The 16,304-nt window shown below is 43.3% G+C and carries 15 protein-coding genes and 1 pseudogene; 7 read left to right on the plus strand and 9 right to left on the minus strand.

Annotation, left to right across the window (positions count from 1 at the left end; genetic code table 11):
* From PVK70_RS09335 to radC, 6 genes and pseudogenes are all read right to left on the minus strand, one after another.
* Positions 1–241, minus strand: a pseudogene (locus tag PVK70_RS09335) (LTA synthase family protein); the annotation flags it as partial.
* Positions 242–248: 7 nt separating this feature from the next.
* Positions 249–1,073, minus strand: coding sequence for a bifunctional DNA-formamidopyrimidine glycosylase/DNA-(apurinic or apyrimidinic site) lyase (mutM, locus tag PVK70_RS09340; protein WP_130047953.1), 825 nt, complete (start codon positions 1,071–1,073; stop codon positions 249–251).
* 241 nt (positions 1,074–1,314) lie between these two features.
* Complete coding sequence (locus tag PVK70_RS09345; RefSeq protein WP_130047954.1) at positions 1,315–1,770, minus strand: hypothetical protein; 456 nt, start codon at positions 1,768–1,770, stop codon at positions 1,315–1,317.
* Between the two features lie 421 nt (positions 1,771–2,191).
* Positions 2,192–2,359, minus strand: a complete 168-nt coding sequence (rpmG, locus tag PVK70_RS09350; RefSeq protein ID WP_012549068.1) for a 50S ribosomal protein L33 — start codon at positions 2,357–2,359, stop codon at positions 2,192–2,194.
* A gap of 14 nt (positions 2,360–2,373) precedes the next feature.
* On the minus strand, positions 2,374–2,610 hold the full coding sequence (gene rpmB / locus PVK70_RS09355) for a 50S ribosomal protein L28 (RefSeq protein WP_130045066.1): 237 nt from the start codon (positions 2,608–2,610) through the stop codon (positions 2,374–2,376).
* A gap of 195 nt (positions 2,611–2,805) precedes the next feature.
* The gene (gene radC, locus PVK70_RS09360) at positions 2,806–3,480 is read right to left on the minus strand and encodes a RadC family protein (protein WP_130045068.1); all 675 of its coding nucleotides are present in this window, start codon (positions 3,478–3,480) and stop codon (positions 2,806–2,808) included.
* Positions 3,481–3,696: 216 nt separating this feature from the next.
* Here radC and coaBC point away from each other — a divergent pair, with 216 nt between their 5' ends.
* The 5 genes from coaBC (at position 3,697) to PVK70_RS09385 (ending at position 9,758) form a co-directional block, all read left to right on the plus strand.
* Entirely contained in the window at positions 3,697–4,956 is a 1,260-nt protein-coding gene (gene coaBC / locus PVK70_RS09365; RefSeq protein ID WP_130047955.1) for a bifunctional phosphopantothenoylcysteine decarboxylase/phosphopantothenate--cysteine ligase CoaBC, read from the plus strand.
* 120 nt (positions 4,957–5,076) lie between these two features.
* Positions 5,077–5,667, plus strand: a complete 591-nt coding sequence (gene slmA / locus PVK70_RS09370; RefSeq protein ID WP_130047956.1) for a nucleoid occlusion factor SlmA — start codon at positions 5,077–5,079, stop codon at positions 5,665–5,667.
* Positions 5,668–5,688: 21 nt separating this feature from the next.
* Positions 5,689–6,627 carry a Kdo(2)-lipid IV(A) acyltransferase gene (locus PVK70_RS09375; RefSeq protein WP_130047957.1) on the plus strand — a complete coding sequence of 313 codons (939 nt, stop codon included), beginning with the start codon at positions 5,689–5,691 and terminating at the stop codon, positions 6,625–6,627.
* A gap of 32 nt (positions 6,628–6,659) precedes the next feature.
* Positions 6,660–7,127 (plus strand): transcription elongation factor GreB, encoded by a 468-nt coding sequence (greB, locus tag PVK70_RS09380; protein ID WP_130045074.1) that lies wholly within the window; start codon positions 6,660–6,662, stop codon positions 7,125–7,127.
* Between the two features lie 294 nt (positions 7,128–7,421).
* Positions 7,422–9,758 (plus strand): Tex family protein, encoded by a 2,337-nt coding sequence (locus PVK70_RS09385; RefSeq protein ID WP_130047958.1) that lies wholly within the window; start codon positions 7,422–7,424, stop codon positions 9,756–9,758.
* A gap of 414 nt (positions 9,759–10,172) precedes the next feature.
* On the opposite strand, the gene PVK70_RS09390 is transcribed toward PVK70_RS09385, so the two are convergent.
* Both PVK70_RS09390 and bioH read right to left on the minus strand, forming a co-directional pair.
* On the minus strand, positions 10,173–10,652 hold the full coding sequence (locus PVK70_RS09390) for an ATP-dependent Lon protease (RefSeq protein WP_130047959.1): 480 nt from the start codon (positions 10,650–10,652) through the stop codon (positions 10,173–10,175).
* Between the two features lie 49 nt (positions 10,653–10,701).
* Positions 10,702–11,472, minus strand: coding sequence for a pimeloyl-ACP methyl ester esterase BioH (gene bioH, locus PVK70_RS09395; protein WP_130047960.1), 771 nt, complete (start codon positions 11,470–11,472; stop codon positions 10,702–10,704).
* A gap of 67 nt (positions 11,473–11,539) precedes the next feature.
* Here bioH and PVK70_RS09400 point away from each other — a divergent pair, with 67 nt between their 5' ends.
* The gene (locus PVK70_RS09400; protein ID WP_130047961.1) at positions 11,540–12,244 is read left to right on the plus strand and encodes a ComF family protein; all 705 of its coding nucleotides are present in this window, start codon (positions 11,540–11,542) and stop codon (positions 12,242–12,244) included.
* A 684-nt stretch (positions 12,245–12,928) separates the two neighbouring features.
* Complete coding sequence (locus tag PVK70_RS09405) at positions 12,929–14,329, plus strand: uracil-xanthine permease family protein (RefSeq protein ID WP_130047962.1); 1,401 nt, start codon at positions 12,929–12,931, stop codon at positions 14,327–14,329.
* 493 nt (positions 14,330–14,822) lie between these two features.
* Here the strand turns inward: PVK70_RS09405 and envZ are convergent, their stop codons facing one another.
* Entirely contained in the window at positions 14,823–16,127 is a 1,305-nt protein-coding gene (gene envZ / locus PVK70_RS09410; RefSeq protein WP_130047963.1) for a two-component system sensor histidine kinase EnvZ, read from the minus strand.
* Positions 16,128–16,304 lie beyond the last annotated feature (177 nt).

Raw genomic sequence — 16,304 nt, forward strand, 5'->3', positions numbered from 1 at the left:
ACACGGCAACGGCTAAGCCAATTAAGAACAGCGGAGCAAAACCGATTGCTGCAATTTTTAAATCAAAGCGTAAACCGGTAAATAAAGCACGCCATAGATCGCCCCCTCGGTGTACTAATTCTGTCATGTCGCCAATATTAGCAAGGAAGACTAATCGACCTACAGACATTATGGCTGTGGCAATAAAAACAGATAACCAAATAGTTCTACTGAGTTGTTTGAAATTTTGTTGGAAGTTCATGCTTTCTCTATTTTGTTTTAGGTAATGGTTGGCACTTATCACACCAAAATGTATTTCGTTGTCCTATTTTCTCTTCTTGAATGAGAGATTTACAAATTAAGCACAGTTTATTGGCCCTGCCATACACATGCAATTCTTGTGCAAAGTAACCTGGTTTTCCATCAACCTGGTTAAAATCTTTTAAGGTGGTTCCACCTTGTTTAATCGCCGTCTCTAGTACTTTTTTTATTTCACTCACGAGTCTTTGTATTTGCTTTGGCTTCAATTTACCTACTGGTGTCTTAGGGTGTATCTTTGCCATAAACAAGGATTCACTGGCGTAAATGTTGCCCACTCCCACGACTACAGCGTTGTTCATAATAAACTGTTTTACGACGGTTTTTTTATTCTCTGCTTTTTCTGAGAAATAATCTGCACTAAACGCATCGGTTAGAGGCTCTGGGCCAAGTTTGGCAAGCACTTCATGTGATACGCCGACTTCTGAATATAACCAAGCACCAAACTTACGTGGATCGTTATAACGAAGGAGTCTGCCGTTATCTAATACAAGATCGACATGATCGTGTTTTGCTGATGGGATTGCTTCATCGAGAATACGTAAACTACCTGACATACCAAGGTGAATAATCGCTGTGCCTTCTGGAGTGTCTATCATTAAGTATTTAGCGCGACGACGAATGGATTGAATTCTTTGCCCTACGAGTTTTTGTAGCTCTTGTGGGATCGGCCAGCGGAGTTTCTCTGTTCTGACGGTGATCGCTTTGATGGTTTGGCCTTGTAGGTGTGGTGTTATGCCTAAGCGACTGGTTTCGACTTCTGGTAATTCTGGCATTTTTGATCCTTTGTAAAATAAGGTTTCAGGTTGATCTAAAAATGAATGCCTTTCTGCTCCTCCCCCTTTATAAGGGGGAGGCTGGGAGGGGGTAAAAGACGAACAGCGTGTAGATCAAACCAACTAGATACTCAATTCAACCTTCATCACAATAACCCCTCCCTAACCCTCCCCTTATTAAGGGGAGGGAACTGTTTTGTATACGCTGTAATTAAATGCAGTAAACAGAGTGTTAGCTCTTCTATTTAAACAAATACCCTTCTTCCGCACTAACAGCAATCCATTCACTCTGCCAGTTCTGCATCATCCAAAAATTCGGGGCTTGATAGATAGTCACACGCTGTGGCTCTTCTTGATTTTCTAGCCACACTTCTACCGTGCTGGGTGCTGGTAATTTGGTTTTTAGTACTTTCACTGACTCTTCATTCAATACTGTACCTTCAAGGGTAAACCAGCGTTTAATCAATTGGCTATCTGTTTTTGACGTATCGGAAGCAAGATCATAGTCTGCAAAATGCATTTTTTGAATGGCATTAGCACCTTCAAATAAAGGCTGTACGCCGGTTACTGTTTCTACTTGTTGTTCTGGTTCAAGTAGATAGGTTTTGATCAGCTGTGGGGCTTGTAGTACGCCAATAAAGAGTAATACAAAGATAATCAGCATATTGTTGTATTTGCGGCGTGATGGTCTTTTCATTTTAAATCCTTTTTTAAAAGCAGAGTTCAGAATTAACCCTTATTGTTACTACTTTCACCATACGGCTCCTCCCCCTTTATAAGGGGGAGGCTGGGAGGGGGTCAAGAGCTAACAGCGAATGATCTAGTTAGTTATGTAATCGATTTTACCTTCATCGTAATAACCCCTCCCTAACCCTCCCCTTATTAAGGGGAGGGAACTGTATATTTGTCGCTGTAATAACAGCAAGCTCCTCTGAAATCAACAAGCGTAGCGATCTGAACCCTAGCACCTCTTAAGCGTAGCGTCTCAAGGACGAAGTCCGTCTCTCGCGAAGCGACCTCAAGCAACTTGTTGCGTCTATCACTTTCTTTAATCCAAAAAAAAACCCAGCAACAAGGCTGGGTTTTCGATATTATCAAAGTTGCAATCAGTAATCGAATTACTTGATTTTAGCTTCTTTGTAAAGAACGTGCTGACGTACAACAGGATCAAATTTTTTGATCTCCATTTTGCCAGGCATGTTACGTTTGTTCTTATCTGTTGTGTAGAAGTGACCAGTGTTAGCAGTTGATACTAACTTGATTTTCTCACGTGCGCCTTTAGCCATTTTTCAGATTCCTCTTAAACGTTCTCGCCACGAGCACGCATATCTGCAAGAACGGTATCAATACCTTTCTTATCAATGATACGCATACCTTTAGCGGTAAGACGAAGTTTAACGAAGCGTTTTTCGCTTTCTACCCAGAAACGATGAGTTTGTAGGTTCGGCAGAAAACGACGCTTGGTGGCATTTTTTGCGTGTGAGCGGTTGTTACCAACTGCAGGACGCTTACCAGTTACTTGGCATACTCGGGACATTGCTGTCTTCTCCAAATCGTTTCAGCTCGATATCACCTTGGTGGCAAAAAACCACTAGATATTCCAAATGAAATAACTAATTCAAGGCTATCAAAGGTCGCGCATTATACTAACTGAATGCGCATTGCTCAAGACCCAAAGGGATCCTTTTTACTGTTTTTTGTGTTTTTTTTATTCAATCGGTAAAAAAAACACTCAAATCCAGCCCCTTTCGGCAAAAGAGACTATTTCTCCATCACCGATCACAAAATGATCAAGGACTCGGATATCTACCAATTCTACCGCATCTGAAATACGTTTTGTAATTCTTCTGTCGGCTTGACTTGGCTCGGCGACGCCGGAAGGGTGATTATGCGCTAAAATGATGGCGGCTGCATTATAATCTATCGATCTTTTTACAACTTCTCTCGGATATACCGCTGCCGCGTCGATTGTTCCTTCAAATAACACCTCCCCTTTTAGCACTCGATGTTGATTATCTAAGAACAAAACATAAAACGCTTCTCTGTGTCGGTCCCTTAACATTTTCGTTAGATAACGTTTTGTATGCTCAGGGCTGGTGAGTGCATCTTCTTTCTCCATAGTTTCAAATAAATAGCGCTCCGTCATCTCCACAACGGCTTGCAGTTGAGCAAACTTTGCCGTGCCCAACCCTTTATGGCTGCAAAACTCCCCTTCATTGGAACTAAGTAACCTTCTTAATGACCCAAACTCTTTTAATAGCTTATCTGCCAACTCGATTGCATTCATCCCCCGAATGCCGGTGCGAAGAAAAATAGCCAGTAACTCGGCATCGGTTAAGGACTTTGGCCCTAGAGCGAGTAATTTCTCTCTTGGGCGAGATTCTTCTGGTAAATTCATTAAAGACATAAATAACTCGTTCGGTGAATACTATTTATACAGCCTACGCACAATAAATAATGACCGCCTTTTTGATTTGGCGCCCTTCGACTTGGTTCAAAGCTTGATTGCAATTATGTTTTTACTCATTTACTTACATCCAGAGATTGAAGTGCATCACTCTGAAAAAAAATTATGCTATGGTTAGCGCATTACGATGAATCACTTATTAAGGTTACTAGTGTCATGGCATCTCTCTCAGGAAAACGCATTCTTCTTGGTATCAGCGGCGGCATTGCAGCGTATAAATGTGCCGAGCTAACTCGTCGGCTTATTGAGCGAGGCGCAGAAGTACGTGTTGTCATGACAACGGCGGCTAAAGAGTTTATTACCCCATTAACCATGCAAGCGGTCTCTGGCCATCCAGTCGCAGACAGTTTATTGGACCCTGCGGCTGAAGCATCAATGGGGCACATTGAGTTAGCTAAATGGGCCGATATCGTATTACTTGCTCCAGCTACGGCAGATTTAATTGCTCGTATGGCAGCAGGAATGGGTAATGATTTATTAAGCACATTAGTATTAGCGACCGATTCTCCGATTGCGGTGTCTCCCGCGATGAACCAACAAATGTACGCTAATGTCGCCACACAAGAGAACATTGCGACATTAACTCGTCGTGGTATGCGTATTTGGGGGCCGGCAGCGGGCCAACAAGCGTGTGGTGATGTGGGTATGGGTCGTATGCTTGAGCCGATGGAGCTAGTTCATTTATGTGAAGACTTCTTTCGAAAGGATGAAGATAAGCCGCTTTATGGTCACTCTCTGTTAATTACTGCAGGTCCGACTCGTGAAGCGCTTGATCCGGTTCGCTATATCTCAAACCACAGTTCAGGAAAAATGGGGTTTGCGATTGCACAAGCTGCTGCACAATTAGGTGCTAATGTAACGTTAGTAAGCGGCCCGGTGAACCTTCCGACACCCGATAACGTGAAACGCATTGATATTGAAAGTGCTGAGCAAATGCATACAGCGGTAATGAATAATGCGGCATCTCACTCTATTTTTGTTGCCTGTGCTGCAGTGGCTGATTTCAGACCAAGTCAAATGGCGACTCAAAAAATGAAGAAAACTGCCGATGAAGATGGCATGACTATCTCTATGGTGAAAAACCCTGATATCGTGGCTTCTGTGGCTGCTATGATTGAGCAGCGCCCATTTACGGTTGGCTTTGCTGCAGAAACACAAGATGTAGAGAAGTATGCTCGTGGTAAATTGGATCGTAAAAATCTAGATATGATCTGCGCGAACGATGTCTCAATTCAAGGACAAGGCTTTAATAGTAATGACAATGCCCTTCATCTATATTGGAAAGGCGGCGATAAAGCTTTACCGTTGAGTTCGAAGACAGAGTTGGGTAAGGCGATTATGTTGGAGATTATAAAGAGAGTAGAGACGGCCTCCGGCCTTAAGACGAGCAAAGCTCTTGAGACGCCTTCGGCTTAAGAGTCGAAATTATAAATATAAATATTAAATAGCCAATAACAAGAAACTCTTAAGCGTAGCGCCCTCTAGCGAAGCGTCTTAAGGGAGCTTGCGACCGCTCTTAGGAACAAAGGAACCACAATGACGACAACAAAAAAAACAAATCGTCGTGATGAAATATTACAAGCGCTAGCAGAAATGCTGGAATCTAACGAAGGTGCTTCACGCATTACTACCGCGAAACTTGCCAAACAAGTGGGTGTCTCTGAAGCAGCGTTATATCGCCACTTTCCAAGCAAAGCAAAAATGTTTGAAGGCTTGATTGAGTTTATTGAAGAGTCTTTATTTTCTCGTATTAATCGAATTATTGAAGATGAAAAAGATACCTTAAAACGCATTGAACTATTATTAAAACTGCTACTGGCATTTGCAGAGCGTAATCCGGGGTTAACTCGTATTATGACGGGTCACGCGTTGATGTTTGAAAATGAGCGCCTTCGTGAGCGTATCAGTCAGTTATTTGAACGTATTGAACTGCAGTTTAAACAGATCCTTCGTGAGCGTATGCTACGTGAAGGTAAGGCGTTTCCTGTTGATGAAGCCATTTTGGCAGCACAGCTTGTTGGTCAAGTGGAAGGCAGTTTCTGTCGCTTTGTGCGTTCTGATTTTAAATACCAACCGACCGCTAATTTTAATGAATATTGGGCACTGCTTAGTGCTCAAATCCGATAGCTTGATTTAAATAGGTTTACGATGTCAAAGTACCCAGCTCCGCAATTTTCTACCGCCCTGCTTCACCCTAAATACTGGGGTGTTTGGTTTGGGTTTGGTTTATTGTTCGCTACCGTTACTCTTCTTCCTTATAAGGCAACCAATAAACTTGGTCGAGCGATTGGATTATTAGGCTTAAAGTTAGGTAAATCCCGAGCTCATGTGGCACGCCGAAATTTAGAGCTCGCTTTTCCAGAAATGGACTCTTCAGAGCGCGAAGCCATTGTTATTGAAAATTTTAAAAACTCAGGATTAGCCATTTTTGAAACGGCAATCGCATGGGTATGGCCAAATTGGCGTATTGAAAAGCATTTTAGTTTTGAGAATAAACAACACATGCTTGATCTTGAAGCACAAGGACGAGGCGTACTTGTTGTCTGTGTACACGCATTAAACCTTGAGTTAACTGCACGTGCCTTCTCTCTATTTGCACCTGGCTATGGTGTTTATCGTCCGCACACTAACCCTACGTATGATTTCATTCAATATTGGGGCCGTACTCGCTTTGGTCACCATATGGTGGACAGAAAAGACGTTAAAGGCATGCTGCGTGTATTACGAAAAGGCGAGCGTTTATGGTATTTACCTGATCACGACTACAACCGTAAAAACTCCGTATTTGTGCCTTTCTTTGCAGTGCCTGATGCTTGTACCACCGTCGGCTCTGACATTTTGATCAGTGCAAGTAAATGCGCTGTCGTTACGGCTTCTGGATTCAGGACTTACAATAATTATCACCTACAAATTGATAATGACATTAGTGAGCAGTTTCCGAAGAAAGATCCCGTTGGTGTTGCAACAGTAATGAACCAAGCTGTAGAACGTGTCATTTTACGCTGTATTCCACAATGGATGTGGCTACATAAGCGTTTTAAAACAATGGAAGATCCAAGCATTAAGAAAGGCATTCGCTACGATTAGCAGCAAATATGCATGCCTTTCAAGGAAGATAGATGAAAACCAATTTAATTACCCGTGAGGGATTCAATAAGCTACAAGATGAACTCACGTTTCTATGGAAGGAAGAGCGCCCAGAAGTCACTAAAAAGGTGACTTGGGCGGCAAGCTTAGGTGATCGCAGTGAAAACGCGGATTATCAATACAACAAAAAACGCCTGCGTGAAATAGACCGCCGTGTGCGCTATTTGCGTAAGCGTTTAGACCAAGTGAAAGTGGTCGACTACTCTCCTCAGCAAGATGGAAAAATCTTTTTCGGTGCGTTCGTTGAAATTGAAAACGAACAAGGCGATACCCTCTCTTTTCGCATTGTCGGCCCAGATGAAATTTTTGGCCGTCACGATTACATCTCGATTGATTCCCCTATGGCGCGAGCGCTGATCAAAAAAGAAGTGGATGAAGAAGCGGTAGTAAAGACGCCTGAAGGGGATAAAGAGTGGTTTGTGAATTCGATTAGGTACTAGGAGCAGGACGCAACAAGTTGCTGAAGGGCGCTTCGCTTAAGGATTCAGGAAGAGCGAAATAATGATCGTTGAAATTACAGCGACCAATATACAGTCCCCTCCCCTTAATAAGGGGAGGGTTAGGGAGGGGTTATTGCGATGAAGGCAAATAGAGTACATAGTTCACTAAATCATACACTGTTAGCTCTTGACCCCCTCCCAACCTCCCCCTTAGTAAGGGGGAGGAGCTAAGCGAAGCACTCTCAAGACGAAGTCGTCTTCTTTTAAAATTTCTAACAAATAAAAAGAATCAAAATGATAATAAACATAATTGCTAAAGAACTTAACGTTCGCCCTCAACAAGTTGCAGCAGCCGTTCAATTGATTGACGAAGGCAGCACCATCCCATTTATTGCGCGTTACCGTAAAGAAGTGACTGAAGGTTTGGACGATACTCAACTTCGTACCCTTGATACGCGTTTAACTTACCTACGTGAGTTAGATGATCGTCGTCAGTCAATTTTAAAATCGATCAAAGAACAAGACAAGCTGACGCCTGAATTAGAGCGTGAGATTTTAGATGCCGACAGTAAAACACGCCTTGAAGATTTGTATCTACCATTTAAACGTAAGCGTCGCACGAAAGGCCAAATCGCAATTGAAGCCGGTATTGAACCACTGGCTGATTTACTGTGGACACAACCTGAAAATACCCCAGAAGATGCCGCTCAATCGTACATTGATGCCGATAACGGGTTTGCAGATACCAAAGCTGTATTGGATGGTGCTCGTGCCATCTTGATGGAGCGCATGGCTGAAGACGCTAACTTACTTGAAAAAGTACGTAACTACTTAACCACAAATGCGGAATTAAGCTCTAAAATGGTCGATGGCCAAGAGCACGCTGGTGAGAAATTTAAAGATTACTTTGAGCATAATGAGAAACTAACACGTGTTCCTTCTCACCGTGCGCTTGCAATGCTTCGCGGTCGTAACGAAGGTTTTTTACAGCTATCAATTAACGCAGACCCGAATCAAGAAGAAGGCGTTCGTGGCTCTTACTGTGAAATCATCATCGCTAATCATTATGGCATTACCCTAGGCTCTCAACCTGCGGATGTGTGGCGTAAACAAGTGATCAGCTGGGCATGGCGCATTAAGATTTTAATGCACATGGAAACCGAGTTAATGGGCGCATTAAAAGAGCGTTCTGAAAACGAAGCGATTGATGTTTTTGCCACCAACCTTAAAGACTTATTAATGGCTGCGCCTGCTGGCCTTAAAACGACATTAGGTTTAGATCCAGGTTTACGCACAGGCACCAAAATAGCTGTTGTAGATGCAACAGGTAAAGTATTAGCAACAGATACTATTTACCCTAACCAACCTCACAACCAAATAGCTAAGTCTGCGCACACAATTGAAACGTTAATTAAAAAACACAACGTGGATTTGATTGCGATTGGTAATGGTACGGCTTCACGTGAAACTGATGCGTTTGTTGGTGATTTGCTAAAAGATGCAGGTCTATCGACAGCGAAAATCATCGTGAGTGAAGCGGGTGCATCGGTATATTCGGCTTCTGAATTAGCCGCAAAAGAGTTCCCAGATTTAGATGTATCGATCCGTGGCGCGGTTTCTATCGCTCGTCGCTTGCAAGATCCACTGGCAGAGCTAGTAAAAATTGACCCTAAAGCGATTGGTGTTGGTCAATATCAACACGATGTTAGCCAAAGCCAACTAGCGAAAAAACTGGATGCGGTTATTGAAGACTGTGTAAACGCCGTAGGTGTTGATGTAAATACCGCATCTTCTGCATTATTGACGCGAGTTGCAGGATTATCGACGACAATCGCACAAAATATTGTAGATTATCGTGATGAAAATGGTCGTTTTGAAAACCGTACCACACTGAAAAAAGTAGCGCGTTTAGGGCCTAAAGCCTTTGAACAATGTGCAGGTTTCTTACGTGTAATGAACGGTAAAAATCCACTGGATGCATCAGCCGTTCACCCTGAAGCTTACCCTGTTGTGAAATCTATTGCTGAGAAAAACGGTAAAGCGATTGATGCAATTATTGGTAACACTGAGTTCTTACGCTCAGTAGCGGCTAACGATTACATTAGTGCGGATTTTGGCTTACCAACAGTAACAGACATTATCTCTGAGCTTGATAAGCCGGGCCGAGATCCTCGTCCTGAGTTCAAAACAGCAACCTTTGCAGATGGCGTAAATACGGTGTCGGATCTTGAGCTAGGTATGGTTCTAGAAGGTGTGGTGTCTAACGTAGCTAACTTTGGTGCCTTTGTTGATATTGGTGTTCATCAAGATGGTTTGGTTCATATCTCTGCACTGAGCGACACGTTTGTTTCTGACCCGCGTGAAGTGGTTAAAGCTGGCGATATCGTGAAAGTGAAGGTGATGGAAGTCGATGTGCAACGTAAGCGTATCGCCCTTTCTATGCGCTTGAATGATCAGCCAGGGGAAGATAACCGCCCTCAGCGTCAATCAAATAAACCACAGCAACGTAATGACCGTTCTCATGCACCAAGACCGTCCTCTTCTACAAGACAACAGCGTCAAAGCAATGATGTAGGTAATGCTGCGATGGGTGGTGCGTTTGCAGCGGCGTTTGCGAAGGCGAAGAAGTAAGAGCAGGACGCAACAAGTTGTTGAAGGGCGCTGCGCTTAAGGCGGACTTCGTCCTTGAGACGCTTCGCTTGAGAAGAGCAAGATCTAGAATTCAGAGGCACTTGCTTTAGCTTTTAGCTCCTCCCCCTTAGTAAGGGGGAGGCTGGGAGGGGGTCAAGAACTAACAGCGTATGATCAAGGTAGATTTGTATTCAATTCGACCTGTATCGCAACAACCCCTCCCTAGCCCTCCCCTTATTAAGGGGAGGGAACAGTATGATGATCGCTGTAATCACAACGATCACCTCTGAAATCTGCAAGGGAGCTTGCGACCGATCTGAACTCTGCTTTTGCTCTTCCTGAAAGCTGACTCTTTCGCTTTCTGCTCTTATAGAAGCGTAGCGATCTAGTTAGCGCAGCGTATAATCTCTAGTCTCAAAGCACTGCCAATATATCCGACGGGTTATTCGGCACTACCGCTTTATCATAATGGAAACTGATCACACTGCGTCGGCGCACCATTCTTCCCATCTCAGCCAGTTTCTCTAGTAGCTCTTTAGGTAAATTGAAACGCATGGTGTACCCCGTGCCTTCACCTTGCGCATACGTATCTAACGACAACAATCGGGCGAGTTTTGCTAGATCATCGTCTACATCATACAAGGTGCCGATGTGAGGTTTTTTTTCTGCTTTCTCTTCAAGCACATCATAACCAGGGTGGTCAGATGGTTCCCACGCATCGCGTTTATGTTGTTTATCGTCGCCTTTAATCGCTTTTTCAGACGTCGTCTCACTCATCTTTGTCGTTGCCACAACAGCCCTCTTAACACGATTTTCACGTGCTACTTGTTCTGTTGGCAAATTAACAGAAGGTGCAATAAGCGGCACGCTAATACTGTTAGTTGAAAAGTTCATAAAACGTTTCCTTATCGAAAAACTAGGCGTAATAAACTAAGACAAACCGCTATTGTTGTTCTAAAAAATAGCGCAGCTCAGCGATAAACTCATCACTGTGCGAAATAAATGGTGCGTGTGAGGCTTGCTCAAATACTACCTTACTTGAATTAGGGAGCAAGGTATCCATATCTTGAGCAACTTTAATGGGTACTAAACCATCTAAACGACCGTACATTCGACATACTGGCATCGTTAATTGAGATAGACGCTCTCTTAGATCTATATCGGCCAAAATCGCCAAACCTGTAGCTAAAGCCGCTTGATTTGGTGATGGTCTTGAAAACACCGCACGTTTTACCTGTTTTATGTCTTGTTTAGCGTTTGGACTTCCCATCGCTTGCAATGCCATAAAGCGCTCAACCGTTAGGGTAAAGTCATCTTTAAGCTGCTCTGTAAACTGAGATAACACCACAGGTTTAATTCCTCTCCATCCTTTTTCAGCAGAGAATCGTGGTGAGCTTGCTACGGTAATTAATTGACTTACTCGATCAGGTGCCGTTAACGCTGCTTGGGTTGCAATTAAACCACCAAGAGACCATCCAAGCCACGCCGCTTTTGCTGGTGCTTGAGTTAATACTTGTTCCACCATCTCATCAAAATCAGCACTACCAAGCTCGGCACTGTGTCCATAACCTGATAAATCTACGGAGTGAACTCGATATTGCGAGCGCAGTTTCTCTACCGTAGGTTGCCACACTGCTCCGTTCATTCCCCATCCGTGAATGAGAACCAGATCGGAACCTTCGCCTTCCGTTTGCCAATAAAGAGAGCTTGTCATCTACACTGCCTATTCGTGTTCAAAAATAATGGATGGTTAAGTGTTCATCAGGTTACTTCGAAGGTCAATGCAAAAATTAGGTACAAGTCATTGTGACTATTGCCGTTTGGCTATGCCCGCTTCAGAAACGATTTGGTGTCAAAAGTGTATCGCCTTAATTCCTAAAGTTCCGCGTTGTCGACAATGTGGCTTACAAACCGAACATGAAACAGAGGTGTGCGGTGAGTGCTTAACCCACCCACCACAGTGGGATCGCTTGTTTTGTGTGAGTGATTATACAGAGCCTTTACGTGAATACGTTGGCCGCCTTAAATACGCTCAACATTTTTGGTTAGCTCAAGATTTAGGAGTATTACTGAGTAAACAGATCTCTGATCCCGCTCCACTTATTCTTCCTGTTCCTCTCCATTGGAAGCGTTTTTGGTGGCGATCTTATAATCAAAGTGATCATCTTGGTTGGACTCTTGCACAACAGTTTAACTTGAACGGTATGGCTTCTCGCTGTGACAACAAGATATTAAAGCGCATTAAGGCAACTCGGCCTCAACAAGGACTCTCAAGATCGTTTCGACAAACCAACCTACTTGGTGCGTTTAAAGTGGCTAAACCGATTACTGAAAAGCATGTCGCTATTGTTGATGATGTGGTGACTACAGGAGCCACGATTGATCTTTTGTGTGTCGAGTTAAGAAAAGCGGGGGTTGAGAGGATTGATGTTTATACGATTTGTCGAACAGGGAAAAGTAAAGAGCAGGACGCAACAAGTTGCTGAAGACGGACTCCGTCCTTGAGACGCTTCGCTTGAGGAGAGCAAAAGTAGAGTTCAGAGGTAGTTGCTTTTAGCTCCTCCCCTTTACTAAGGGGGAGGCTGGGAGGGGGTCAAGAACTAACAGCACATTATCAAGTTAACTATGAACTCAATTCCAATTTCATCGTAGTCACCCCTCCCTAACCCTCCCCTTGGTAAGGGGAGGGAACTGTATATTTGATGCTGTTAGTACAACGACAAAAAATGGTTCTCCCCCTTTATCACTATAATCATGAGATCGATATAGTGAACACAAGGGGGAGTTAGAGGGGGTTGGTTATGCTGTCTTTTATATTAATAATTACTGCCAAGTAACATTCTCGAACAAGGGGAGGAACTGTATTGTGATTATAGATACCACAACGATCTCCTTGAACCCAGATCTCCTACCATCTCAAGCAACTTGTTGCGTCTTAAGCGAAGCGCCCTCAAGGCGAAGCCGTCTGCTCTTAAAAACTTTAGCAAACGATTGCTTTTCGTTTAATTATCTATAGAATACCGTCCCAATTGATTAACTACTCATTTTAATCAACCAACCCCAATAGAGATAGGTTCTGATTAACAGCAATCACAGATTGACACCTACTCACTTCAAACTCCCATTCAGCGAGCTTTGAAGACAACGTTATACTATTAGGAATATCGGCCATGACCGTTAAAAACAACACCACAAAACCATCTGAACTGATTTATCAATTAGATGAGCGTCCACCACTTCCGCAAACTTTATTTGCTGCACTTCAGCATTTATTGGCGATGTTTGTCGCGATTATTACTCCATCTCTGATCATCTGTCAGACGCTTGGTGTCCCTGCTGCAGAAACCAATACCATCATAAGTATGTCTCTGTTCGCTTCTGGTATTTCTTCTTTTATTCAAATTAAAACCTTTGGTCCAATTGGCTCTGGCCTTCTTTCTGTTCAAGGTACGAGCTTCAACTTCTTAGGCCCAATCATTGGCGCAGGTCTGGCGCTTAAAGCGGGTGGTGCTGATGTTCCGACCATGATGGCTGCGATTTTCGGCACTATCTTAGTGGCTTCGACTGCTGAAATTTTCCTTTCTCGTGTTCTTGAGTACGCACAAAAAATTATAACGCCATTAGTGTCTGGTATCGTTGTGACATTAATTGGTTTAACACTTATTCAAGTCGGCCTTGTATCTATGGGGGGCGGTTACTCTGCAATGGGTGAAGGTACATTTGGTAGCCTAGATAAATTGGCTCTTGCTGGCACTGTTTTACTTATTATTGTGGTATTAAATCGTGCAACTAATCCTTACCTACGTATGGCATCTATCGTAATTGCGATGACTGTTGGTACTTTAGCTGCATGGGCAATGGGTATGCTTAATACCAATATGGCTCACGATGCTGAATTAATCGCTTTACCAATTCCAATGCAATATGGCTTAGGTTTTGATTGGTCTCTGTTTATTCCTCTGGTTCTAATCTTCTTAATTACCGCGCTAGAAGCGATTGGCGATATTACTGCAACGTCTGAAGTATCAGGCCAACCAGTAAAAGGACCTGTATACATCAAGCGTATTAAAGGTGGTGTATTAGCCGATGGTCTTAACTCTGCCATTGCCGCTGTGTTTAACAGTTTTCCTAACTCAACCTTCAGCCAAAACAACGGCGTGATTTTATTAACGGGCGTTGCAAGTCGTTACGTTGGTTATTTTATTGCTGGTATGTTGGTTATTCTTGGCCTATTCCCTGGTGTTGCAAGCATGGTGCAAATCATTCCTGAGCCAGTACTTGGCGGCGCAACGATTGTGATGTTCGGTACTATTGCTGCGGCGGGTGTGCGTATTATCTCTCGTGTTGAGCTAGACCGTCGTGCAATCCTAATCATGGCAATGTCTTTCTCTATGGGTCTTGGTTTAGCTCAAAAACCTGAGATCCTTCAGTTCATGCCCGAGATGATTAAAAACATTTTCTCATCTGGTGTAACCGCTGGTGGTGTGACGGCCATTCTTCTGAATATTATTCTTCCAAGCAGTGAAGTGCTAAAAGAAGAGAAGGAAAAGCAGGACGCAACAAGTTGCTAAAGGACGCTTCGCTTAAGAGCGGGCTTCGCCCTTAAGAGAAAACAAAAAGGCCGCAGATGATTATCGTCTGCGGTCTTTTTTATGTTTGAGAAGAAATAACTAGAGGCTATACGCTGCGCTAATTAGAAACTATAAAAGCGAGTATGGCTGATGTGATGCGTTTTTAGGTTTCAGGAAGAGCAGAGTTCAGAGGTACTGGTTTTTAGCTCCTCCCCCTTACTAAGGGGGAGGCTGGGAGGGGGTCAAGAACTAACAGCGTATAAATTAAGTTAACTATGAACTCAAATTCCAGCTTTATCGCAATGACCCCTCCCTAACCCTCCCCTTATTAAGGGGAGGGAACTGTATTGCACACGCTGCAAGTAAGGCGTTCTAAATTCTAGCTCTTCCGCTTTTGACCTTATAGAAGCGAAGCGGTCTAGTTAGCGCAGCGTATAGCCTCTAGTTCTTTTCCTGAAACCTGAACTTGCTTTTGCTCTTCCTCGCCACTGCTCTACCCCAGCGGCAATTCAACCTGCACTTTTAACCCACCTTCACGACGGTTCGACAAACTTACCGCACCTTGGTGTTGACCAACAATTCGCTTAACAATCGCCAAACCTAAGCCCGTTCCTTCGCTACCTCGGGCTGTATCACCGCGAGTAAATGGTTCAAATACCGATTCTAATTGGGACTCATCAATACCCGAGCCATTATCTTCAATAATAATCCATGCTGTTTTGTGATCAGCAGAGACACGAGTGGAGACTGAAATCCAATCGCCACCATAACGAATCGCATTCACTACGAGATTAGTCACAACTCGTTTAATGGCTATCGCATTACCGTGAAGAGATTTAGGGATCTCAGCTAAGTTGGTTTTGATTTCACGCTCATAACCCCCTTCAGCCAAAATCACTTCATTAACGATAGTGTTGATATCAACATCAATGAAGTCTTGTTTTGCTACTGGCTTAAGATAATCCATAAACTGACCGATGATTTCATTACACTCCTCAGTATCTTTAATCATACTTTCAGCTAAGTAATCATCTTGAGGTGACATCATTTCGGTTGCTAAACGAATGCGTGTTAATGGAGTACGAATATCATGACTCACCCCAGCCATTAATAATGCTCTGTCTTGTTCTAGTTGCTGGATCCCTTTTGACATTTGGTTAAAAGCACGAGTTACCGCTTGAATTTCTGATGCGCCTTTTTCTGGTAATGGTTCTGGGATCTCGCCTTTACCGACTTTACGAGCGGCGGTTTGCAGAGCCATTAATGGCCGATTTTGAATTTTAATAAATGCCCATCCACCCAAAATCACTAATAACGCGATAAATAGACTATTTCTGAATAACGGAGCAAAGTCTTCTTCTTGTAACTCCGAAAGCGGTATTCGCATATAAAACTCTGGCATTGCTTCTGTTTTCATCCAGAGAACATAGCTTTCAGCTCCTAGTATCAAGCGCACTTCTGTTGGTGACTCTAATTCCTGAGTCATCTCTTCACTTAAAAATTCAACGGGGCTCGCTTGGTAATACTCTCTCATTTCAGGATCATGCTCATCATGAATACTGACACCAAGCTGTTCTAGTAATTGACGGCGCAATGGTTGGTCTAGTTGAATATTTGTTCCATTTTTCAATGTGACGTCTTCAGCCAACATTAAACGAACTTCATAAGCCAAAATGCGATTGAATTGCTGCAAACTAGGTAGTAACGCGTAATTAAATACAGCGAGATAAGAGAATACCTGACTAGCAATAAGAAGGGATGCGAGGAGTAAAAGGGTTCTGGCGAAGGTACTTTTCATGGGAGTTCTCTGTGGTTGTTAATTTGAAGAGAGCTAAAAACGATAACAGCAGGTATGGTTGATGTAGTAAATTCTAGGTTTCAGGGCGCTTCGCTTGCAGGTTTCAGGAAGAGCAGAGTTCAGATCACTTCGCTAGCAGAATTCGGAGGTATTAGCTTTTAGCTCCTCCCCCTTAAT

It is taken from the genome of Aliivibrio sp. A6 (assembly GCF_028765505.1).
Taxonomy (GTDB): Bacteria; Pseudomonadota; Gammaproteobacteria; order Enterobacterales; family Vibrionaceae; genus Aliivibrio; species Aliivibrio finisterrensis_A.